Below are 18,460 nucleotides of genomic sequence, written 5' to 3' on the forward strand. Positions count from 1 at the left end.
TAAGAAGAAGAAATTTATAACATCAGTTACTGGAAAAAGCAGGAGTATTGAATTATTGATTGAAAAAGATCAGTTACCTGAATTTAAGTAAGGGCAACTGATCAAAATATATGTGAAAGAGTACTAGAGCCTAGAGCCTAGAGCCTAACAACTAGCAACTATTTCGTCTTTAACTTATTCAACTCATCATCTTGTTGTGCAACGAGTGCATTGAGGGTTTGGCTACCATCTCCGGCTTGGGTAGATAGCTCAGCTAGTTGCGATGCGGCATCTGAAATTAACGTCAGGTTGCGGTTTATCTCTTCTGTGACTGAGCTTTGCTCTTCTGCAGCCGTTGCAATGTGGGTAATTTGCTGCGTGATTTCATCCACTTTGACTACAACTTCGTGTAATGCATCAAATGCAACGGAGGTTTCATCTACCGCGGTTTGTGCACGCACAACTCCTTGTTCAATTACTTTAGAAGCGTTACCTACTTCTAGCTGTAAGCTGTCAATTAAGCCGCTGATGTCATCGGTTGATGAACGTGTTTTTGAAGCAAGTGCCCTTACTTCATCAGCCACTACCGCAAAGCCACGGCCTTGTTCACCGGCCCTTGCCGCTTCAATTGCCGCATTCAGTGCTAGTAAGTTTGTTTGCTCTGCAATCGTTCGGATCACATCTAAAATTTGTGTAATGTCGTTACTACGTGCCGCAACTTTTTCAACCGCTTGATTGGCCTCTTTGATTTCATCCGACATGGTTTTAACTTGGGTAACTGCAGACGACAAGCTCGATTCACTGCTCACCACAAGGCTGTTTATTTCATCGGCTTGCTGCGCGGACTGCTCTGAGGCTCTTGCCACTTCGAGTGCTGTTGCGCTCATTTCATTCATGGCGGTCACAACACTCTCAATTTCTTGGAACTGAGCTTGAACGTTGTGCTTAGTATCAACAGCAACACTGGTTGCTAAGTGTGCCTGCTCTTTGGTTTGCGTTGATACATTTTTAAGCTCACCAATTAAATCGCGTAATTTAGCAAGAAATGCATTAAAGCCTGTAGCCAGTGCGATTAACTCAGCGTGAGTATCAACATGCAGGGTTTGAGTTAAGTCACCTTCGGCACTAGCAAGGTTATCAACGCGCTGTTGAATTTGCTGTAATGGAGCCACAATGGTACGGATCACTAAGGTCATGATCACAAAGGCGGCACCAGCAATAATAATACCTGTAACCAAGATTAAACCGCCTAGTGTATTGGCATTTTCGCTCATGCTATTTGCTAGTGCATGGGGCCCTTCAAGGGCAAGCTCTGCGGGTACTTCAATCAATAAGTTCCACTGTGTTTTTGCAAGCTTTATGCTAATTGGGTAGTTAACTAAATACTCATCACCAACTTTAAATACACCACTTTGTTTTTTCGCTTTTACGTAATTGTCTAAAGTGCTTTTTGCCACCGCCTCTTTTAACGGTCTGCCTAGCTTATCTTTGTAATGGCTACTACCAACCACTAAATCGAGTGAACTTAGCAAGGTGACACGGGCTTTACCGTTATATAGCTCTTTTGAGAGCTTTTCGGTCATGCTTTGAAATACAGGCAATGTTAAATCAACCCCAGCAACACCAATAAATTCGTTATCACGAAGAATGGGCACAGTTAGAGAGGTCATCATTTCAGAGTAACCCGGGGTGATTTCGTATAGGTAGGGCTCCATAATGCAAGGCACTTTGGTGTCTTTTACACACAAGTACCACTCAGCTTCCCGCTGGCCAAATTCATTGAGCGTATCCACATATTTTTCAGCTACATCGTCAACCACTTGTTGCTCAATTGCACCGTCTCGGTTGCGCGTGAAATAAATTTCTAGTGTGCCAACGCCAGCTACAGAATGATCATACCCGCTGATAAAATTAGCATCACGGCCATCAAACGCATTTGCTTCAAATTGCGAGTAGATAGATGAAAGAATATCATTTTTTTGTAATAGAGAGCGATTCAACTCAACCACAGCATCGCGGGTTAAGGTAGCTGCCGCATCGTTGTCACCTAAGATAGCGGCAAATGAATAAGGCACTCGGTACGCTTCATTAATAAACCCAGCAACTTGTTCACCATATGCGGCGGCATTTGAGGCGAGCTTGTCTTCAACTTCAGCAACAATCAGCTTTTCTGATTGCGCAGCTAGCTGCTGGTTGCTGCTTGACAGCTGCCACCATAAAACACTTGATAAAACAAACACAGTAATAAAAATACTGCCTACCGTAAGCCATAATAACTTTTTCGCTAATGCTAACTGCCGCATCGAAATTTCCTGTTTTTATTGTAGGTTTACTAATAGTTTAGACCATTTGCATGACTACACAGAGACAATTAGAAAAAAAGTATGAAGTTTTGCTGTAATTAAGCTGCTTTGTTAAGTTAGCGCAAGTTATGCTGCCATTCGGTGGGTGACATACCAAACCATAACTTAAAGCGACGACTAAAAATCGACAGCTCTGCATAGCCTAAACGCAGTGCTAAATCGGTCATATTGATGTGCTTTTGTTGTAATAGCCGCATTGCCTCTGACTTTCGTACTTCGTCCAATAATTGCCGATAACTGGTGTTATGCTCAGTTAATATGCGCTGCAGCTTTTTGGGGTGTAACCCAACACTTTTGGCGGTATTTTCTTTATTACACTCACCGGTTACTAGCAACATTTTCATCGCACTTTCTATTTGCAGCATTTCATCGGGGAGTTTATTAAGGCGTTGTAGCTCAAGCTGGTCGGCTATTAAGGTATCTAAAATGGCATCATTTAGCTGGGGTTTATAGGATAAAAATGCGCTTGAAAAGTAAATCGCATCTACGTCACTGTTAAACTCAACCTCACAATTAAGTACTTTATTAAATAAGGGCCGCTGTTTCACTGCGACAAATTGCCGTAAGCACACTTTATCGGCCCGCCATTTCGGGCCAACTAATTCTTTTAATATTTTATTGACCAAACAAACTGCCAACTGAGACTTTTGCTCAAACTCGTGTTTTTCGTCAGACAGTCGGACAAAACGTACCTCACAACTCGTTTGCCCAAGCAGGGCAAGGTTTAGCACAATACCTTCAGCATGCAGATATATGTATTTTTGGGCAACATTAAGGGCATCAAGGATCGTAGGTTGGCGCGACATGTAAGCACCAATCAAGCCTACCGTACTCATACTTTGTGATGCGCCAAGCTTTAAGCCAAAACATGGCTCATCACACGCTTGAGCAGCAAGCTCAAGTAATTCAAGGTAATGAGCGTAAACAACAAAGCTGTCTGGGTCGCGTAACTGTGCGGGTAAAATACCTGCTTTCTCCAACAAAGTAATTGGATTTACACCATATTGCCTCACTAAATTCTCAAACCCAGCTAAACTAGAAGAGCGAATTAAACTTTCCACGCAGTGTGCCTTTTGTCCTAAAGAGTCATTTCAGTGTCCTAAAAAGTCAAATCAACTGCAAGTGATTTATTTATGCTAGAACAAACTCTGACAAACAGAACATACAGATGAACATTGCCACTAAACCAGTAAGCATCGATAGCATTTTAATGGCCGACTTAGTCGCGCAGCGCAGCCATGCCAAAGCAGCAGGTATTGAAAACTACCAGCAAAGACGTGAACACTTACTTGCGTTAAAAGCCATGATCACTGAGAACCAAGCACGTATTATCGAGGCCATTAATCAAGACTATGGTAATCGCTCTCGCCATGAAACCTTACTTGCCGAAATCATTAATGCCTGTGCAGATATCAATAGCACGTTAAAGCACCTTAAAAAGTGGATGAAAGTGCAAAAGCGACATGTTGATCACCGTATGTATTTAGGGGCAAAGAACCGAGTTATTCCCCAGCCTTTAGGTGTTGTAGGGTTAATTGTGCCGTGGAATTTCCCGATAAATTTAGCCTTTAGTCAATTAGCTGCTGCATTTGCAGCAGGTAATAAGGCGATGGTTAAAATGTCTGAAAACTCTCGGCATTTAAGTGCGCTTTTAAGCGAGCTAGTGGGCAATTATTTTAAGCCCGAAAAGCTGCAATTTTACTGTGAGACTGGTGAAGTAGGCATCGCCTTTTCAAAGCTTCCCTTTGATCATCTTATGTTCACAGGCTCAGGTGAAACCGGCAAAAAAGTGATGGCTGCAGCGGCGCAAAACCTAACGCCTGTAACCCTTGAGTTAGGAGGTAAATCTCCTGCTGTGATTGCTACTGATTACCCGATGCAAAAAGCTGTCGAGCGCATCATGTATGTAAAGCAAATGAACGCCGGGCAAATTTGTACCAATGTTGATTATGTATTTGTGCATCAGTCTCAACTTGCGCTATTTATCGATACAGCAACTCGCTGGGCGAAGAAACATGTGCCAGATATCCATAGCCAAGATTACACAGCCATTATTGATGACCGCGCATTTAAACGCCTTACAAACTGTATTGAAGAAGCCAAACAACTCGGCGCTGACGTTATTACGCTTAGCGACCAAGTTGCAGATGCCAACACGCGAAAACTGCCACTGACATTAATTTTAAACAGCAATGACAGTATGAGCATTGATACCCGCGAGACATTTGGACCTATTTTAATGGTAAAAACCTATCAAGACTCGCAGCAAGTCGTTGATTATATTGCAGAGCGAGATAGACCTTTAGCGTTTTACCCGTTTAGCTACAACAAACAGCTTATTAACTTTTATATTGAGCAGGTGATGTCGGGGGGTGTAAGCGTTAACGATGCCCTGTTTCATGTTGGTCAGCACGACTTACCTTTTGGTGGCGTAGGTGCCAGTGGTATGGGGCATTACCATGGCTATGAAGGCTTTTTAACCTTTTCAAAATTACGCCCGGTGTTTTATCAAACCAAGTTTTCGAGCGTGAAATTTTTAATGCCGCCTTACGGCAGATTTGCCGATAAGCTTTTAGCCTTTTTAAGTAAATTAAATTCATAATAATAAACACCAACAGGTGATAATAATGCAGCAACACACATTTGATTTTGACCAAATAATTATAGGCTCTGGTTTTGGCGGCTCTGTGAGTGCGCTTCGCCTAAGCGAAAAAGGCAACCGAGTTTTAGTGCTCGAAAAAGGCCTACGCCGCGACGATAAAGAATTTCCAAAAACCAACTTAGATATCAAAAATTATATGTGGCAGCCAGAAATTGGCCTAAAAGGCTGCATTCAATTTTCGTTTACCAGCAAAGTCACTGTGCTGCATGGTGTGGGTGTTGGCGGTGGCTCACAAATTTATGCCAATGTGCACCTTATTCCTGATGATGAAGTATTTCAATCTCCAGCGTGGACACGAATAAAATCAGACTGGAAAGAAAGTCTAATGCCCTACTATGGCCTTGCACAACGCATGTTAGGTAGTGCCAAAAATACCTATACCAATGTTGCCGATCACACGCTAAAAGACATTGCTGAGCAGATGGGTCAAGGTGACTCATTCAAAACCGTGAACACTGGGGTGCTTTTTGCAAAACCCGGCGAAGCCTATAACAAAGAGCTACCCGATCCATACTTTAATGGCGATGGTCCGAGGCGAAATACCTGCCATTACTGTGGTAGCTGCATGATTGGTTGTCGCCATAATGCCAAAAACACCTTAATGAAAAACTATCTGTACTTTGCCGAGCGCAATGGCGTAGAGATAAGACCCAGCTCTGAAGTAATCAAAATCACCCCGCTCAATGCAGATGGCAGCGCCGGATACAAAATTAAGATTAAAGATACCAGTCATCGCAATAGCCATATTTATACGCTAACAACACGTGGCGTTGTGCTTAGCGCAGGGGTCATGGGCACCGTGCCTTTGCTTTTAAAAATGCGCGATAAAGACAAAACATTGCCCAATATTTCAGCTTGGCTAGGCCAGCAAATTCGTACTAATTCAGAAACACTCACCACCGCGAACAACACCACCAAAAAAGTTGATGATGGTGTTGCGATCAGCTCATTTATTTCGGTCGACAAAGACACCAATATTGAAATTTGCCGCTTTAGAGAAGGCGCCGATGGCACATGGCTATATTTACCTTACGTTCCCATGGTGACTGGAAAAGGCCTCAAGCGTATTGCTAAGTTTTTAGTGAATACACTGCGCCATCCAATAAAAACAGCCAAAGTCTTGCGACCAAAAGGAAAAGCCCGCAGCTCAATTCTCTTTTTGGTGATGCAAAAATCCGAGGCGTTTATTCACCTAGAATGGCGACGTAAATGGTATCGCTTATTTAAAAACGGTATTACTGCGGTGCAAAAAGACAATGACACGCCGCTTAGTGTTAGTTTTCCAAAAGCAGAAGAAGCAACCAAACTCTACGCCGAAAAACTCGGTGGCGTGCCGGGCTCAGCCTTATCTGAAGTGCTATTTGGAGCACCGATGACGGCGCATATAATGAGTGGAGTCGCCATGGGAACTGATGCCTCTAACGGCGTAGTTGATAGCTCTGGAGAAGTGTTCGGCTATCAAAACCTACGAGTTATTGACGGCTCAATCATACCGGGTAATTTAGGGGTAAACCCATCTTTAACCATTACCGCATTGTCTGAATATGCAATGAGCCAAATACCGGTATTCGATGCAGCCCGAGCAAGCAAGATAAAGCCAATACAATTTAGTGAACCACGCGAAGGCCTAGTATCAGCGCTTACTGGTTCAGGTGATTTAGCAAAATCGATTGCTGAAAAACAAAAAAGCCGTGCATAAAGCACGGCCTATTTTGATAAATAGCAATTAGATCACTGATAATTCAACAGCAATGTTACCGCGCGTTGCGTTTGAGTATGGGCATACTTCGTGCGCTTTATTAACAAGTGCAAGAGCGGTGTCTTTATCCAGATCACCCACCGATACCGCAAGCTTAACAGCAATACCAAAACCACCTTCAATAGGACCAATAGATACTTCAGAGTTAATATGAGTATCAGCTGGTAATTTAACTTTTGCTTGGCCAGCCACTAACTTTAATGCACCGATAAAACAAGCCGCGTAACCTGCAGCAAATAATTGCTCAGGGTTTGTACCTTGACCATCATCACCACCTAACCCTTTAGGAGTTGATAGTGCCACATCTAAACGACCATCATCTGATTTTGCTGTGCCTTCACGGCCACCTGTTGCTGTTGCTTTTGCTGTGTATGCCACGCTTTGTAATTCTTTCATGTTTACTCTCCTAATTGAGTGAAAATATACTTTGCATGCAAAATATATTAGATCAGCTTTTTCGGGATTGCAAATACTTTGTATGCAAATTAAAATACTCGTATTGAATTTTGAGGATCGTGCATGAAATACCCACAACTAAAATTAGATAACCAGCTATGCCACCGCTTATATATGGCGTCGAATGGGATTGCCCGTGCGTATAGAGATTCTCTTAATCAATTAGATTTAACCTACCCGCAATACGTAGTGATGATGGCGCTGTGGGAAAAAGATCAGATCAGCATTGCTGAATTACTTGAAAAAACCGCCATTGATGGCGGTGCAATGACGCAAATTTTGAAAAAAATGAGCGACAAAGCATTGTTGTCGATCACTAAAGATAGCCAAGATAAACGCAAACGACTCGTGCAGCTCGAAGCCAAAGGCAAGGCAATGCAAGATCAAGCTGCCGATATACCGTCGCAAATTCGTTGTCGCTTCCCAAGCATTAACGAACAACAAGCACTGCAACTGATTGAATTACTCGATTTAGTAAATAGTGACCTTAATTAACAAAAATTATTTGAAAGTGAATTTGGATTACACAGCTTTTTAATAAAACTAGATGCGCTATAGTGTTCAAAACTCATCAATACGGACACCATCATGAAAGCATTTGGATACACTACAGCAACCCCAACGTTATCGGACTCATCATTACAAGCGATTAAATTACCTGATCCCGTTGCTACAGGTCACGACATTCTTGTAGCCGTAGAAGCAATTTCAGTAAACCCCGTTGATACTAAAATTCGCGCTAATGTGTCACCAGACACTGGCTACAAAGTTATTGGCTGGGATGCTGTGGGGACGGTTAAAGCTGTTGGCGACAAGGTTTCGTTATTTAATGCCGGTGACCGTGTGTTTTATGCTGGCGACTTAACGCGCCAAGGCAGTAATGCTGAGCTGCAACTTGTTGATGAACGCATTGTCGGTCTTGCACCAACAAGCCTTAGTAATAGTGAAGCAGCCGCCCTGCCATTAACCAGTATCACCGCATGGGAGTTATTGTTTGACCGCTTACAGATTGAAAAGTCTCAAAACAATAAGCCAGCCTCTGTATTAGTGATAGGTGCAGCCGGTGGTGTAGGCTCAATTTTAGTGCAACTTGCCAAGCAGCTTACCAATTTAACAGTTGTTGGTACCGCCGCACGAGAAGAAAGCGCCAACTGGCTTAAAGATTTAGGTGTTGATCATGTGCTTGATCATAGCAAAAACCTTAACGAGCAACGTCTTGCGGCCGACCTGAGTGAATTTGATTACGTAGTGAGCTTAACGCACACCGACCAACATCTTGATAGCATTATGGAAGTGATCAAGCCACAAGGTAAATTGGCACTGATCGACGACCCTGCAAGCTTTGATATTTTAAAGTTAAAGCGTAAAAGTATTTCGTTGCATTGGGAGTTTATGTATACCCGCTCAATGTTCCAAACCGATGATATGATTGCCCAACATCAGCTTCTTTCAGAGCTTGCTAGCTTAGTTGATAACGGCACAATCAAAACAACATTGGGTGAGCATTTAGGTAAGATAAACGTAGCAAACCTTGTTAAAGCCCATGGGATTTTAGAATCTCACAAAGCTCGCGGAAAGCTTGTGTTGGAAGGGTTTGAGTAACGAAGGGAAAGTTACGAGGTACGAGTTGCGAGGGGAAAGTTAGCGAGAGTAAAGTTTCGAGAAGCGATTTTACATCGCGTTTCATTCTCGTATCGCCCCTACCCCACCAATATCTATCGCGGCAAAAAGCCGCTGCTACCCGTAGGCGTCACGCTTGCTTGGCGCGCGAAACAAAAAATTAAGATTCAAGTTACGAGAGTAAAGTTTCGAAAAACGAGATACGAGCAGCGATTTCACATCGCGTACTTCCTCGTTCAATAATACAAACACGCATCATTAAAGTGCATTACTACGCTTGCCTTTCACTATTTTAGTGCCTGTTTTTAGGGACGCCCTTACCGCCTAACATTAACCAATTGATTTTTAATGCATTTAAATTTAATAAAGGTTTGGCACAGATCTTCCAATAGTGAGTATGAACTGGCACTAACAAGGAGACTAACGTGACTAACTTCTTTCACACTCTTTATCTACTTTGGCGATTAGACATCAGCACATGGCATATGCATGAAGCAAACGATCCGCATAATGTGGCTGATTTGGAGCGTCGCTATGTTAAATAATGACCCCGCATTTATTGAAGCACTTAAAAAAATTTCGGTTCACCAACTGACAATCACCGAAGCGTCTGAGCAGTACGACATTCCTAAGCGTGTGTTATACAAAGCCGCACGACAGCAACAAGTTAAACAGAACAAACAAAAAGCGTATTTAATTGCCACTCAGAAGCGCCTTCAACAAAGTCTACGTAATGTAGAAATGGAGTTAGCTAGCTTCAGCTAAATAACTTCTGTATGGTTAAAATACACGCACAATAATGATGGATTAAGTATGCACGCAGTAGAAGTAAACTTTGATGGCTTAGTGGGGCCTACTCACAATTACGCGGGATTATCGTATGGCAATGTCGCTTCACTAAGTCACGCCTCTTCGCATTCAAACCCCAAAGAGGCCGTGCTACAAGGCCTTGAAAAAATGAAGGCGATGCACGAATTAGGCCTAGAACAAGGTATTTTTGCACCCCATGCTCGCCCCGACATTAATGTGCTAAAGCGTTTAGGTTTTACAGGCAGCGATAGCCAGATTATTGAAAAAGCATTTAAAGCCGACCCTATTTTACTGCGAGCTTGTTACAGTGCATCGGCCATGTGGACAGCCAATGCTGGCACTATCTCGCCTTCAGTCGATACGCTTGATGGCAAAGTGCACTTTACGGCTGCTAACTTAAATAACAAATTTCACCGCTCGTTAGAACCCGTTACAACTACGGCTTTATTAAAAGCCATGTTTAACGATGAGCGTTACTTTAGCCATCATATACACTTACCTGATCAAGGCTTTTTTGGTGATGAAGGTGCCGCAAATCATAATCGATTATGCGACAGCCATGCAGATGCAGGGCTTGAGATCTTTGTTTATGGGGCAAGTAGCTTTAATAGCGCCTTACCAAAACCCGTTAAATTTCCTGCAAGACAATCTCTTGAAGCTTCGCAAGCAATTGCTCGTTTACATCAGCTAAAGCCAGAGAATCAGTTATTTATTCAACAAAATCCTGATGTGATAGACCAAGGTGTCTTTCATAACGATGTAATCGCTGTAGCCAATGGCAATGTACTTTTATGTCACGAACAAGCGTTTTTGCATCAAGCTGATACGCTAAAACAAATTAAACAAGCTTACCTTGGCAACAAGCCACTACATATTATTGAAGTGCCAACCAATAAAGTGAACATTACAGATGCTGTAGGCAGCTATTTATTTAATAGCCAATTAATTACCTTAAGTGATGACAGCATGATGCTGGTTGCACCTAAAGAATGTCAGCTTAATCAAGCTGTTCACGATTACATTCAAGAAATGATTTTGGCAGATAACCCAGTTCAGCAAGTGCGCTTTTTTGACTTGCGCCAAAGCATGCAAAATGGCGGTGGGCCTGCTTGTTTACGCTTGCGTGTTGCGCTCAATACTGACGAACTAGCCGCGGTCAATCCGGGTGTACGATTCAGCGAAGAAAAATATAACCAATTAGTGGGTTGGGCGAATAAGCATTACCGTGACTCGTTAAGTAGCGACGACTTTGCCGATCCAATGCTTTTAACCGAAAGCTACCAGGCACTTGATGAGTTAACCAGCTTACTTAACTTAGGCTCTGTGTATCCATTTCAACAAGAATAAATAATGAAAATTAAAGCTGTACACTCTATTAAAGGGGTGTCTAAATCACTCAATCGTTTACTGATTGATAGCGTTGCCAGTGGCGCATCAATTGGCTTTATTGCCCCGCTATCATTAGAGTCAGCACATGACTACTGGCAAGGGGTCGATGGCGATTTAGCAACGCCTTACCGTAGGCTTTATCTAGCCCTTGATGGTGATACGGTGATTGGCTCAGTGCAGCTTTCTTTGTGCGCCAAAGCCAATGGCACTCACCGCGGCGAGGTAGAAAAGCTCATGGTACACAGCGAATATCAAGGCAAAGGAATTGCAAAACAATTGATGAATAGCCTAGAAACTGACGCCCGTATCTTAGGTATTCAATTATTGGTACTTGATACCCGTCAAGGTGACTCTGCTTCATATTTGTATCGAAAACTCGATTATATTGAAGCTGGCACTATTCCTGGTTTTGCGAAAAGTTCATCCGGTGAATTTGACGCAACGGTGTATTTTTATAAGCAGGTCGCCTAGATCTGCTTTTATAGCCAATTGATATAATCATAAAGTCGACTAATAAAAATCTATAAAAGTACTAAACTAGTACTGCGGATTTTTATTAGGAGCGATAAATGGCGCTATCAATACAGCAACGGGTACTTTTTCTAGCCCTACTTCCCCCCCTACTCATTGCAATAATGCTGACACTCTACAATTATGTGCAGTCAAAACACAGTGGTGCGCAAACCGTTGAAAGTTTTGCTACACAAATGGAAAACGACCGAAAGGCCGAAGTCAGTAACTATCAAAAAATTGCCATGAGTTCGATTGCTCATCTCATCGCACAAGATGATGGCTTTAATACTGAACAGCTGCAAAACCAAGCAAAAAGCATATTGCGTAATTTGCGTTTTGATGATGCTGGCGATACAGGCTATGTATTTGTTTATGATGTAAAAGGTGTCAATATTGCCCATGGCGTTAACGCCTCACTTGAGGGTAAAAACCTATATGATTTTAAAGATCCTAATGGGGTTTATCTGATACGAGAGCTGATTGATGCTGCGAAGAAAGGCGGTGGTTATGTGCAGTATTCTTGGAAAAATACCAATGGCAGTGTAAACCCTAAACTCGGTTATGCCGCTTTACTACCAAAATGGAATTGGGTACTAGGAACCGGCTTTTGGATCAGTGGCCTTGAGCAACAAGTTGCAGTAACAGAACAACGGGTTAATGAAGGTATCGATAATGCCTTTATAAACACAGTTATCGCTTCAATATTCGCAGTTGCAATTACCGCAGCGATTGCAGTGGTAGTATCGCGCAGTATTACTAGCCCTTTGCACACAACCGTACTAGCAATGAACGATATATCACAAGGTGATGGCGATTTAACCCAACGTTTAATGGTGAAACGAGACGATGAACTGGGCAAGCTTGGTAGTTCGTTTAACCGCTTTGCCGATGACGTTGGTAAGATGGTTATTGATATTCGCCAATCATCGCAATCGATGAATCAAGCGTCACACAAACTCAACGAGCTACTTGCCAATATGCATTCTGGTATTAATCGTCAACATGAAGAAAGTGAGCAAGTTGCAACCGCAATAAACGAAATGTCGGCGGCGTCAATGGAAGTTGCCCGCAGCGCCCAAGAGGCCTCAACCGCTGCTGAACATGCCGATCATTTAGTTAAGCAAGCTAACAATCAATTGCTCATTGCCATAAAAGTGATTAATGGCCTTGCCAAACAAGTTGATGAAGGGGCTAATGCGGTGGATCAGCTTAATCAACAATCGAGTCAAATTGGCAGTGTGCTTGATGTGATCAGAAATATTGCCGAGCAAACAAATCTACTGGCACTGAACGCAGCTATTGAATCTGCCCGAGCAGGTGAAGCAGGTCGTGGCTTTGCAGTGGTGGCTGATGAAGTGCGAACTCTTGCAAAACGCACGCAAGATAGTACTCATGAAATAGAGGCAATGATTGAGCAAGTTCAGCAAGGAACAACAACTGTAAATAGCATTATGCAGTCAATTAAATCAGGCAGTGCAACCAGTGTTAATGAGGCGGGCGAAGTCGAAAAAGCGCTTAATGAAGTACTGCTTTCGGTTAATACCATCACATCACAAAATGCACAAATTGCCACCGCCGCTGAAGAGCAAACATCAGTATCTGAAGCGATTAATCAAAACATGACGACCATTGTCGATATTGCTAACAAAACCGCTAATGATACCGATGTAGCAACGTCATACATGCATGAACTAACAGACACGGCAACGCAGTTAGAACAAAATGTAAGCCGTTATAAAACCTAATAGCTGATCAATGGTTAAGCAGGCATTGCGGCCTGCTTAACAAAAATCATTGGTTTTTTGTAAGTTCTTTAACCAATCGAACAAGTCATTATCGTAGCGCTTTTCTAAGTCAATAACCTTCATTTTCGTTCCTAGGTTCTTATTTTTTGTCATGGTGTCAGCAAAATGTGGAAGAAAAATGGATTTACATAAAAGCAGTCTAATTTTTTATTAGTAGTTTTTTCGGCTTTCAACTTGTTACATAAAAGGTACAAAAGTGTTATTCGAAACTTACTACTAGCAATTCAAGTTACATTAAGTTTTAGTTATTACACTATTAGTAAATTTTTAGAACACAAAGGGAAGAAACGATGAACTTTAAAACTACATTACTTAGCAGCGCTGTTTTATTTGCACTTGTTGGTTGTGGCTCCGATGACGACAAGAACGATTCGGTTGATCCTCAGCCGCAAACTGCACAGTTCACGTTAGGTGTGTCTGATGCACCTGTAACAGGTTTAAAAGCTGTTAATGTTGTGTTTGATTCAATCACATTGAAAACCCAAGGTGGTGAAGAGTTCACTTTTGAGACCCGTGAAGATGATGATGAAACCATGCCTGAAATGGTTAACTTATTAGACTATACAGGTGATGATGTATTTTCTTTATTAGAAGATGAAGAAGTAGCTGCTGGCGATTATCAATGGATCCGTGCAGATGTTATCAATGGTGACACAAACGATTTAACCATGACTTCGCATGTTGTTTACGAAGATGACAGCATTGCACCACTGGTTGTTAAACGTAAAGGCAACGATGGTATCGGTGAAATCCAACTGGATGGCTTTACCCTTAACCAAGCTGGTAACGACTTTGTTATTGAATTTGACCTTAAAAAGTCACTAGTTGATCCACAAAATAGTGAAGAGATCTTTTTAAAGCCACGCGGTGTTCGCTTAGAAAACCTTGCTGAATCTGAAGATATCGAAGGCACTGTAAGCGATGTACTTATCGCTAACTGTGAAACTGATAATATAGATATCGCACTAGAAGATGGCTCATTCGGTCATGCTGTTTACCTATACAGCAGCGATGTTGAAATGCCAATGGACAACTATGAAGTTAACGAAGATGAAACACCATTAGATGCACCTCTTGCAACGGCGGATGTTGTTTTCGATAGCGAAGATAACCAATACGAATTTGAACTTGCGTTCATTCAACCAGGTGACTACCAACTTGCTTATACCTGCGCTGCGCACATCGATGACGTTGAAACCCAAGACGAAGCATTTACGCTTTATCAAGTAAAACCAATTACAGTAACATCGGGTGAAGACTTAGACGTATCTTTCACTGTTTCTGAATAATATTGTAATTAATACCCCATTAAAAAGCCCGCACTGCGGGCTTTTTACTTTAAAGTGTATCGTAACGAATAATTACTTTGGATATCTGATCTACCACTTTATCTGCACCGGTTTTAATGTCTTCCATGATCATGCTGACTTCTTCAACATTTTGCTGAGACTCACCAGACAGAGCTTCAATTTCTTCAATAAGAGCCGTCATTTTTGCTGCGATTTCTTGCGTCTTTCCAATTAAGCCTGATATTTCACTGGTCGACACAGAAGTACGTTGCGATAAATTTCTTACTTCATCGGCAACCACCGCAAAGCCACGACCATGCTCCCCGGCTCTGGCAGCTTCAATCGCTGCATTTAAGGCTAGTAAGTTTGTTTGCTCTGCGATGCTATTAATGGTTGTTACAATTTCACCTATTTGTGATGACTGCTGCGCTAACACATCCGACAGCTCGCGGGTTTGATGAACCTGCTCGCTCACTTTTTTTGATGACGCAACACTGCTTAAAATTCGTTGCTGACCATTTGTCACGACTTGCGAGGTTTCTTCAGACGTGTGGCCGGCATTTTCTGCTGCATGTTTCACTTCTTCGGTGCTGTTAACTCTAGCGGTGACATCAGATGCAAACTTAATGATCTGTGTCACTTTACCCTGTTTATTAAAAATAGGGTTATAGGTTGCCTCTAAATAAAGCGGGCTGCCATCACGTTTTTTACGAGAAAATTGCCCAGAAAAAATGCGCCCGTTCGCCAACTCTTGCCAAAAGTTGGGGTTCTTTTGATAAAAGTCGTCATAACAAAACAGTTTGTGATGCTGACCTTGAATTTCAGCAAGACTGTAACCAACGACATTTAAGAAAATATCATTTGCAGAAATAATATGACCATCCGGTGTAAAGCGGATCATCGCGGTGCTTTTATTTACGGCATCATAGATTGCCGACATTTCATCAAGTTTTTCGACTTCTTTAGTAATCTCTGAAGCGAACTTAATTGCACAGCGCACCTTACCATCATCACCGCGAACGGGAAAATAGGTTGCACGCAGCCAAATATCTTCGCCAGCACCATTTATGCGCGAGAAAACCCCATACTTGGCTTGGCCTTTAGCGATATCTTGCCAAAACGTTTGATACTCTTTTGAGCTGCTATATTCAGGCGCACAAAACTTACGATGATGCTGACCAATAATATCGCCCGCTTGCACTTTCATTGTTTTACAAAACAAATCATTGGCTTCGAGAACAGTTCCATCTGGTGTAAATTCGATATAAGCAATATTTTCTCTGATCCCAGCTAAATATTGCTGACTTCTATCAACATCATGCTGCAAAGCATCAATGAGTTGATCTTTATTTTTACTAAACCACATTGAAACACCAGTTGTTAAGGTACTTAGCTAAAGTTTAGCCCAGTAAGAAAAAGATTCACATCAAAAAAAGTACCGCTTATCTCTACAGATAGAGCGTTAGCTCAGAATAAAACCCGAAACTAACGCTCTTTTGATTTACTCATTAACCACTATTTTTGCAAAGCGAAGACACTTTGTGATATTGATTTAATGAAGCCACTAACTGAGCTATCGTGCCATTATTATTAATAATGGGCTGTGACTCTTTTGACTGTAGCGCGTTTTTAATTTGTAGGTAGGGGTTTTTCCACTCTGCAACTCGTTCAATTAAGTACCTGTTATGCTTAATAAAATCACGCCATTCATCAACTTGAAATTGCAATGAAGTCTCAAGAGATTTAGAACATGTCTGCATATAGTCATCTACACTATAATCAAACTCACGCAGCATTAAGCTTTCAACTGGCAGCACATCTACTAGTTTATCTAGGGGAGCTCCATGGTGATACTCATCACGTAAATAAGCTAGGTGATGCAAGGTGTAATAATGTGCAGGCTCTAAAAATTCACTAAATTTTAATAATTTAGCAATTTCATCTTGAGTTACATTGTCGTCTAACAATGTATTTAACCGCTCATTAAGTTGTTGCTTATGTTTACCACCATGTAGCAAAGCAAACTTATCCATCACCACTAAGCGACGGTACATATCTCGCTCATCTACTTGCGTTTTTGGCGACCAAAATCGCTCTGCAATGGCATATAAACGAGGCCATAAACGCGTATCTAGACTTTCAGTCGTTAAAAGTTCAGCCCATAACGTTGCTTCACCGCCCAACACCCTGCCGCCTTTATCTTTACCTTGTTCTTCGTGAAGAGCATTATTAAGTGCCCTTAAGCTTGGTTTGTTTTCTGACTTGCTTTTCATCTCGTATGGAGTATTACCAACAAATGCAGCTTGATTACTTGTAGTTTTTCCGACAAAAAGCTTAGTAGGCCCCATCCACGTGTCTATCAATAACTCAAAACCATGCTCTTTTTGCAAAGCTTGGTCAGTAATGAAACGCCCTTTTCCTTCTATGGATACCAAAGCTGCTAACAAAGATTGAGTATCTCTAAATACCGTCACTTTTCCGTTAACGGAACTTCCTTTTAAGCGCGTCAAAGTAAACGTTGAGTGGTTGATCACCTCTTTAGCTGAAAGCGTTTTTGATTTTATTGGTTCTGGGTGGTTACGATAGTGATAACTGGTCCATTGTGGTTGATCAATATAAAAACCACTCGATAATAAACCATCGAACCCCGCTTCTTGAATAGCCGCGAGAGAATGATGGCCACGCCAAGATTGCACTAAGGTTTGTTTGGGTAAGTTGGGGTGAAGCACCTCGTCCCAACCTATCATCTTGCGATTATATTTAGCTAATATATTTGCAACGCGCTGATTGAAATAAGCATGTAAGGCATGGGTATCAGAGAGTTTATGCTTGGCCATAAACAATTGTATTTGAGTATTTTCTTGCCAATCTCTGTCATCTATTTCATCACCACCAATATGTAAATAATGATCAGGAAATAACTCCGTCAATTCTTTAACAACATCTTCAACAAACCGATACACGTTAGGGTTACTTGGATCTAATAAAGGCCTGAATACCCCCCAGCGACGCTCTATACCATCAAGTTTTGTCCCGCTACCAAGCTCAGGGTAAGCAAGCACGATGCTACTCGCATGGCCAGGCACATCAAACTCAGGTACAACTCGGATCCCTAAACTTGCGGCATAAGCTACGACATCTTTGATTTCTTCTGCGGTATAAAAAAGTCCGTCGGATGCAACTTGGTGTAATTTCGGGTAGCTTTTAAGGGCAACACGCCAGCCTTGATCATCGGTTAAATGCCAATGAAATACGTTCATCTTTGCCGATGCTAGCCCTCGCAACGTCCGTTTAACATCACTAATAGGTAAAAAATGCCTTACACTATCAAATAGCAACCCTCGCCATGGATAAGTGGGTGCATCGTTGATTGTCATTGCATTAAGTTGATAAGGTGTGTTTGCTGAAAATAGCAATTGATTGAGCGTTGCAAAACCGCGCAACATGCCAAATTGTGTTTGGCTTTTAAGTGTTATGGCTTCAGTGCTAATAATCAATTGATAGCTTTCATCGACATCTAATCTAGGGATATCATCCAGCCAATCAGCCACCTCAATTTTTAACTGAGCACTGCGCTTATCTTGCCAAGAAACAGATGTAAAATTTTGTAAAAACGCCACATTTTCAAATAGTAACTTACTTGAGTTTCTGTACTTTTCATTAAGGTAGACAGATAGGTGGCTCGATGTCAGTTGCAGTTGACCATCATGATTTGTCACACTTACAGGCATGGGCATCAACAATGGCGGTTTAGCGATGGCTGTACCTGTCACGCATAAAACACACATCAATAAACGTAAAAAATAAGTCATTAC

The 18,460-nt window shown here is 41.9% G+C and carries 14 protein-coding genes; 9 read left to right on the top strand and 5 right to left on the bottom strand.

What is annotated here, in order from left to right:
• Positions 1 to 158 precede the first annotated feature (158 nt).
• Together ABMY41_RS14820 and ABMY41_RS14825 are read right to left on the bottom strand one after the other, a co-directional pair.
• Positions 159 to 2,282 carry a methyl-accepting chemotaxis protein gene (locus tag ABMY41_RS14820; protein WP_287241854.1) on the bottom strand — a complete coding sequence of 708 codons (2,124 nt, stop codon included), beginning with the start codon at positions 2,280 to 2,282 and terminating at the stop codon, positions 159 to 161.
• Positions 2,283 to 2,398: 116 nt separating this feature from the next.
• A complete protein-coding gene (locus ABMY41_RS14825; RefSeq protein ID WP_349275243.1) occupies positions 2,399 to 3,403 on the bottom strand; it encodes an AraC family transcriptional regulator ligand-binding domain-containing protein in 1,005 nt (334 codons plus the stop codon).
• A gap of 107 nt (positions 3,404 to 3,510) precedes the next feature.
• Between ABMY41_RS14825 and ABMY41_RS14830 the strand changes: the two genes are divergently transcribed.
• Positions 3,511 to 4,944 carry a coniferyl aldehyde dehydrogenase gene (locus ABMY41_RS14830; RefSeq protein ID WP_349275245.1) on the top strand — a complete coding sequence of 478 codons (1,434 nt, stop codon included), beginning with the start codon at positions 3,511 to 3,513 and terminating at the stop codon, positions 4,942 to 4,944.
• 25 nt (positions 4,945 to 4,969) lie between these two features.
• Positions 4,970 to 6,703, top strand: coding sequence for a GMC family oxidoreductase (locus tag ABMY41_RS14835; protein ID WP_287241863.1), 1,734 nt, complete (start codon positions 4,970 to 4,972; stop codon positions 6,701 to 6,703).
• A 27-nt stretch (positions 6,704 to 6,730) separates the two neighbouring features.
• Here the strand turns inward: ABMY41_RS14835 and ABMY41_RS14840 are convergent, their stop codons facing one another.
• On the bottom strand, positions 6,731 to 7,159 hold the full coding sequence (locus ABMY41_RS14840) for an organic hydroperoxide resistance protein (RefSeq protein WP_054562552.1): 429 nt from the start codon (positions 7,157 to 7,159) through the stop codon (positions 6,731 to 6,733).
• A 123-nt stretch (positions 7,160 to 7,282) separates the two neighbouring features.
• Here ABMY41_RS14840 and ABMY41_RS14845 point away from each other — a divergent pair, with 123 nt between their 5' ends.
• The 7 genes from ABMY41_RS14845 to ABMY41_RS14875 all read left to right on the top strand — a co-directional run bounded on the left by ABMY41_RS14845 (position 7,283) and on the right by ABMY41_RS14875 (position 14,645).
• Entirely contained in the window at positions 7,283 to 7,714 is a 432-nt protein-coding gene (locus ABMY41_RS14845; RefSeq protein ID WP_055197371.1) for a MarR family transcriptional regulator, read from the top strand.
• A gap of 93 nt (positions 7,715 to 7,807) precedes the next feature.
• Positions 7,808 to 8,821, top strand: a complete 1,014-nt coding sequence (locus tag ABMY41_RS14850; RefSeq protein ID WP_349275248.1) for a zinc-binding alcohol dehydrogenase family protein — start codon at positions 7,808 to 7,810, stop codon at positions 8,819 to 8,821.
• A gap of 552 nt (positions 8,822 to 9,373) precedes the next feature.
• A complete protein-coding gene (locus tag ABMY41_RS14855; protein WP_054562555.1) occupies positions 9,374 to 9,604 on the top strand; it encodes a helix-turn-helix domain-containing protein in 231 nt (76 codons plus the stop codon).
• A 48-nt stretch (positions 9,605 to 9,652) separates the two neighbouring features.
• Positions 9,653 to 10,996 carry an N-succinylarginine dihydrolase gene (gene astB / locus ABMY41_RS14860; RefSeq protein WP_349275249.1) on the top strand — a complete coding sequence of 448 codons (1,344 nt, stop codon included), beginning with the start codon at positions 9,653 to 9,655 and terminating at the stop codon, positions 10,994 to 10,996.
• 3 nt (positions 10,997 to 10,999) lie between these two features.
• Positions 11,000 to 11,509: a GNAT family N-acetyltransferase gene (locus ABMY41_RS14865; RefSeq protein WP_287241871.1), complete on the top strand. Its 510-nt coding sequence runs from the start codon at positions 11,000 to 11,002 to the stop codon at positions 11,507 to 11,509.
• A gap of 98 nt (positions 11,510 to 11,607) precedes the next feature.
• Positions 11,608 to 13,296, top strand: coding sequence for a methyl-accepting chemotaxis protein (locus ABMY41_RS14870; protein ID WP_349275252.1), 1,689 nt, complete (start codon positions 11,608 to 11,610; stop codon positions 13,294 to 13,296).
• 350 nt (positions 13,297 to 13,646) lie between these two features.
• The gene (locus tag ABMY41_RS14875) at positions 13,647 to 14,645 is read left to right on the top strand and encodes a DUF4382 domain-containing protein (RefSeq protein ID WP_349275254.1); all 999 of its coding nucleotides are present in this window, start codon (positions 13,647 to 13,649) and stop codon (positions 14,643 to 14,645) included.
• Positions 14,646 to 14,694: 49 nt separating this feature from the next.
• On the opposite strand, the gene ABMY41_RS14880 is transcribed toward ABMY41_RS14875, so the two are convergent.
• Both ABMY41_RS14880 and ABMY41_RS14885 read right to left on the bottom strand, forming a co-directional pair.
• Entirely contained in the window at positions 14,695 to 16,011 is a 1,317-nt protein-coding gene (locus ABMY41_RS14880) for a PAS domain-containing methyl-accepting chemotaxis protein (RefSeq protein WP_349275256.1), read from the bottom strand.
• 142 nt (positions 16,012 to 16,153) lie between these two features.
• The gene (locus ABMY41_RS14885) at positions 16,154 to 18,457 is read right to left on the bottom strand and encodes a family 20 glycosylhydrolase (RefSeq protein WP_287244397.1); all 2,304 of its coding nucleotides are present in this window, start codon (positions 18,455 to 18,457) and stop codon (positions 16,154 to 16,156) included.
• Positions 18,458 to 18,460: the final 3 nt, after the last annotated feature.

The sequence above is a fragment of the Pseudoalteromonas sp. BZA4 genome, assembly GCF_040104395.1.
In the GTDB taxonomy this organism is placed as follows: Bacteria; Pseudomonadota; Gammaproteobacteria; order Enterobacterales; family Alteromonadaceae; genus Pseudoalteromonas.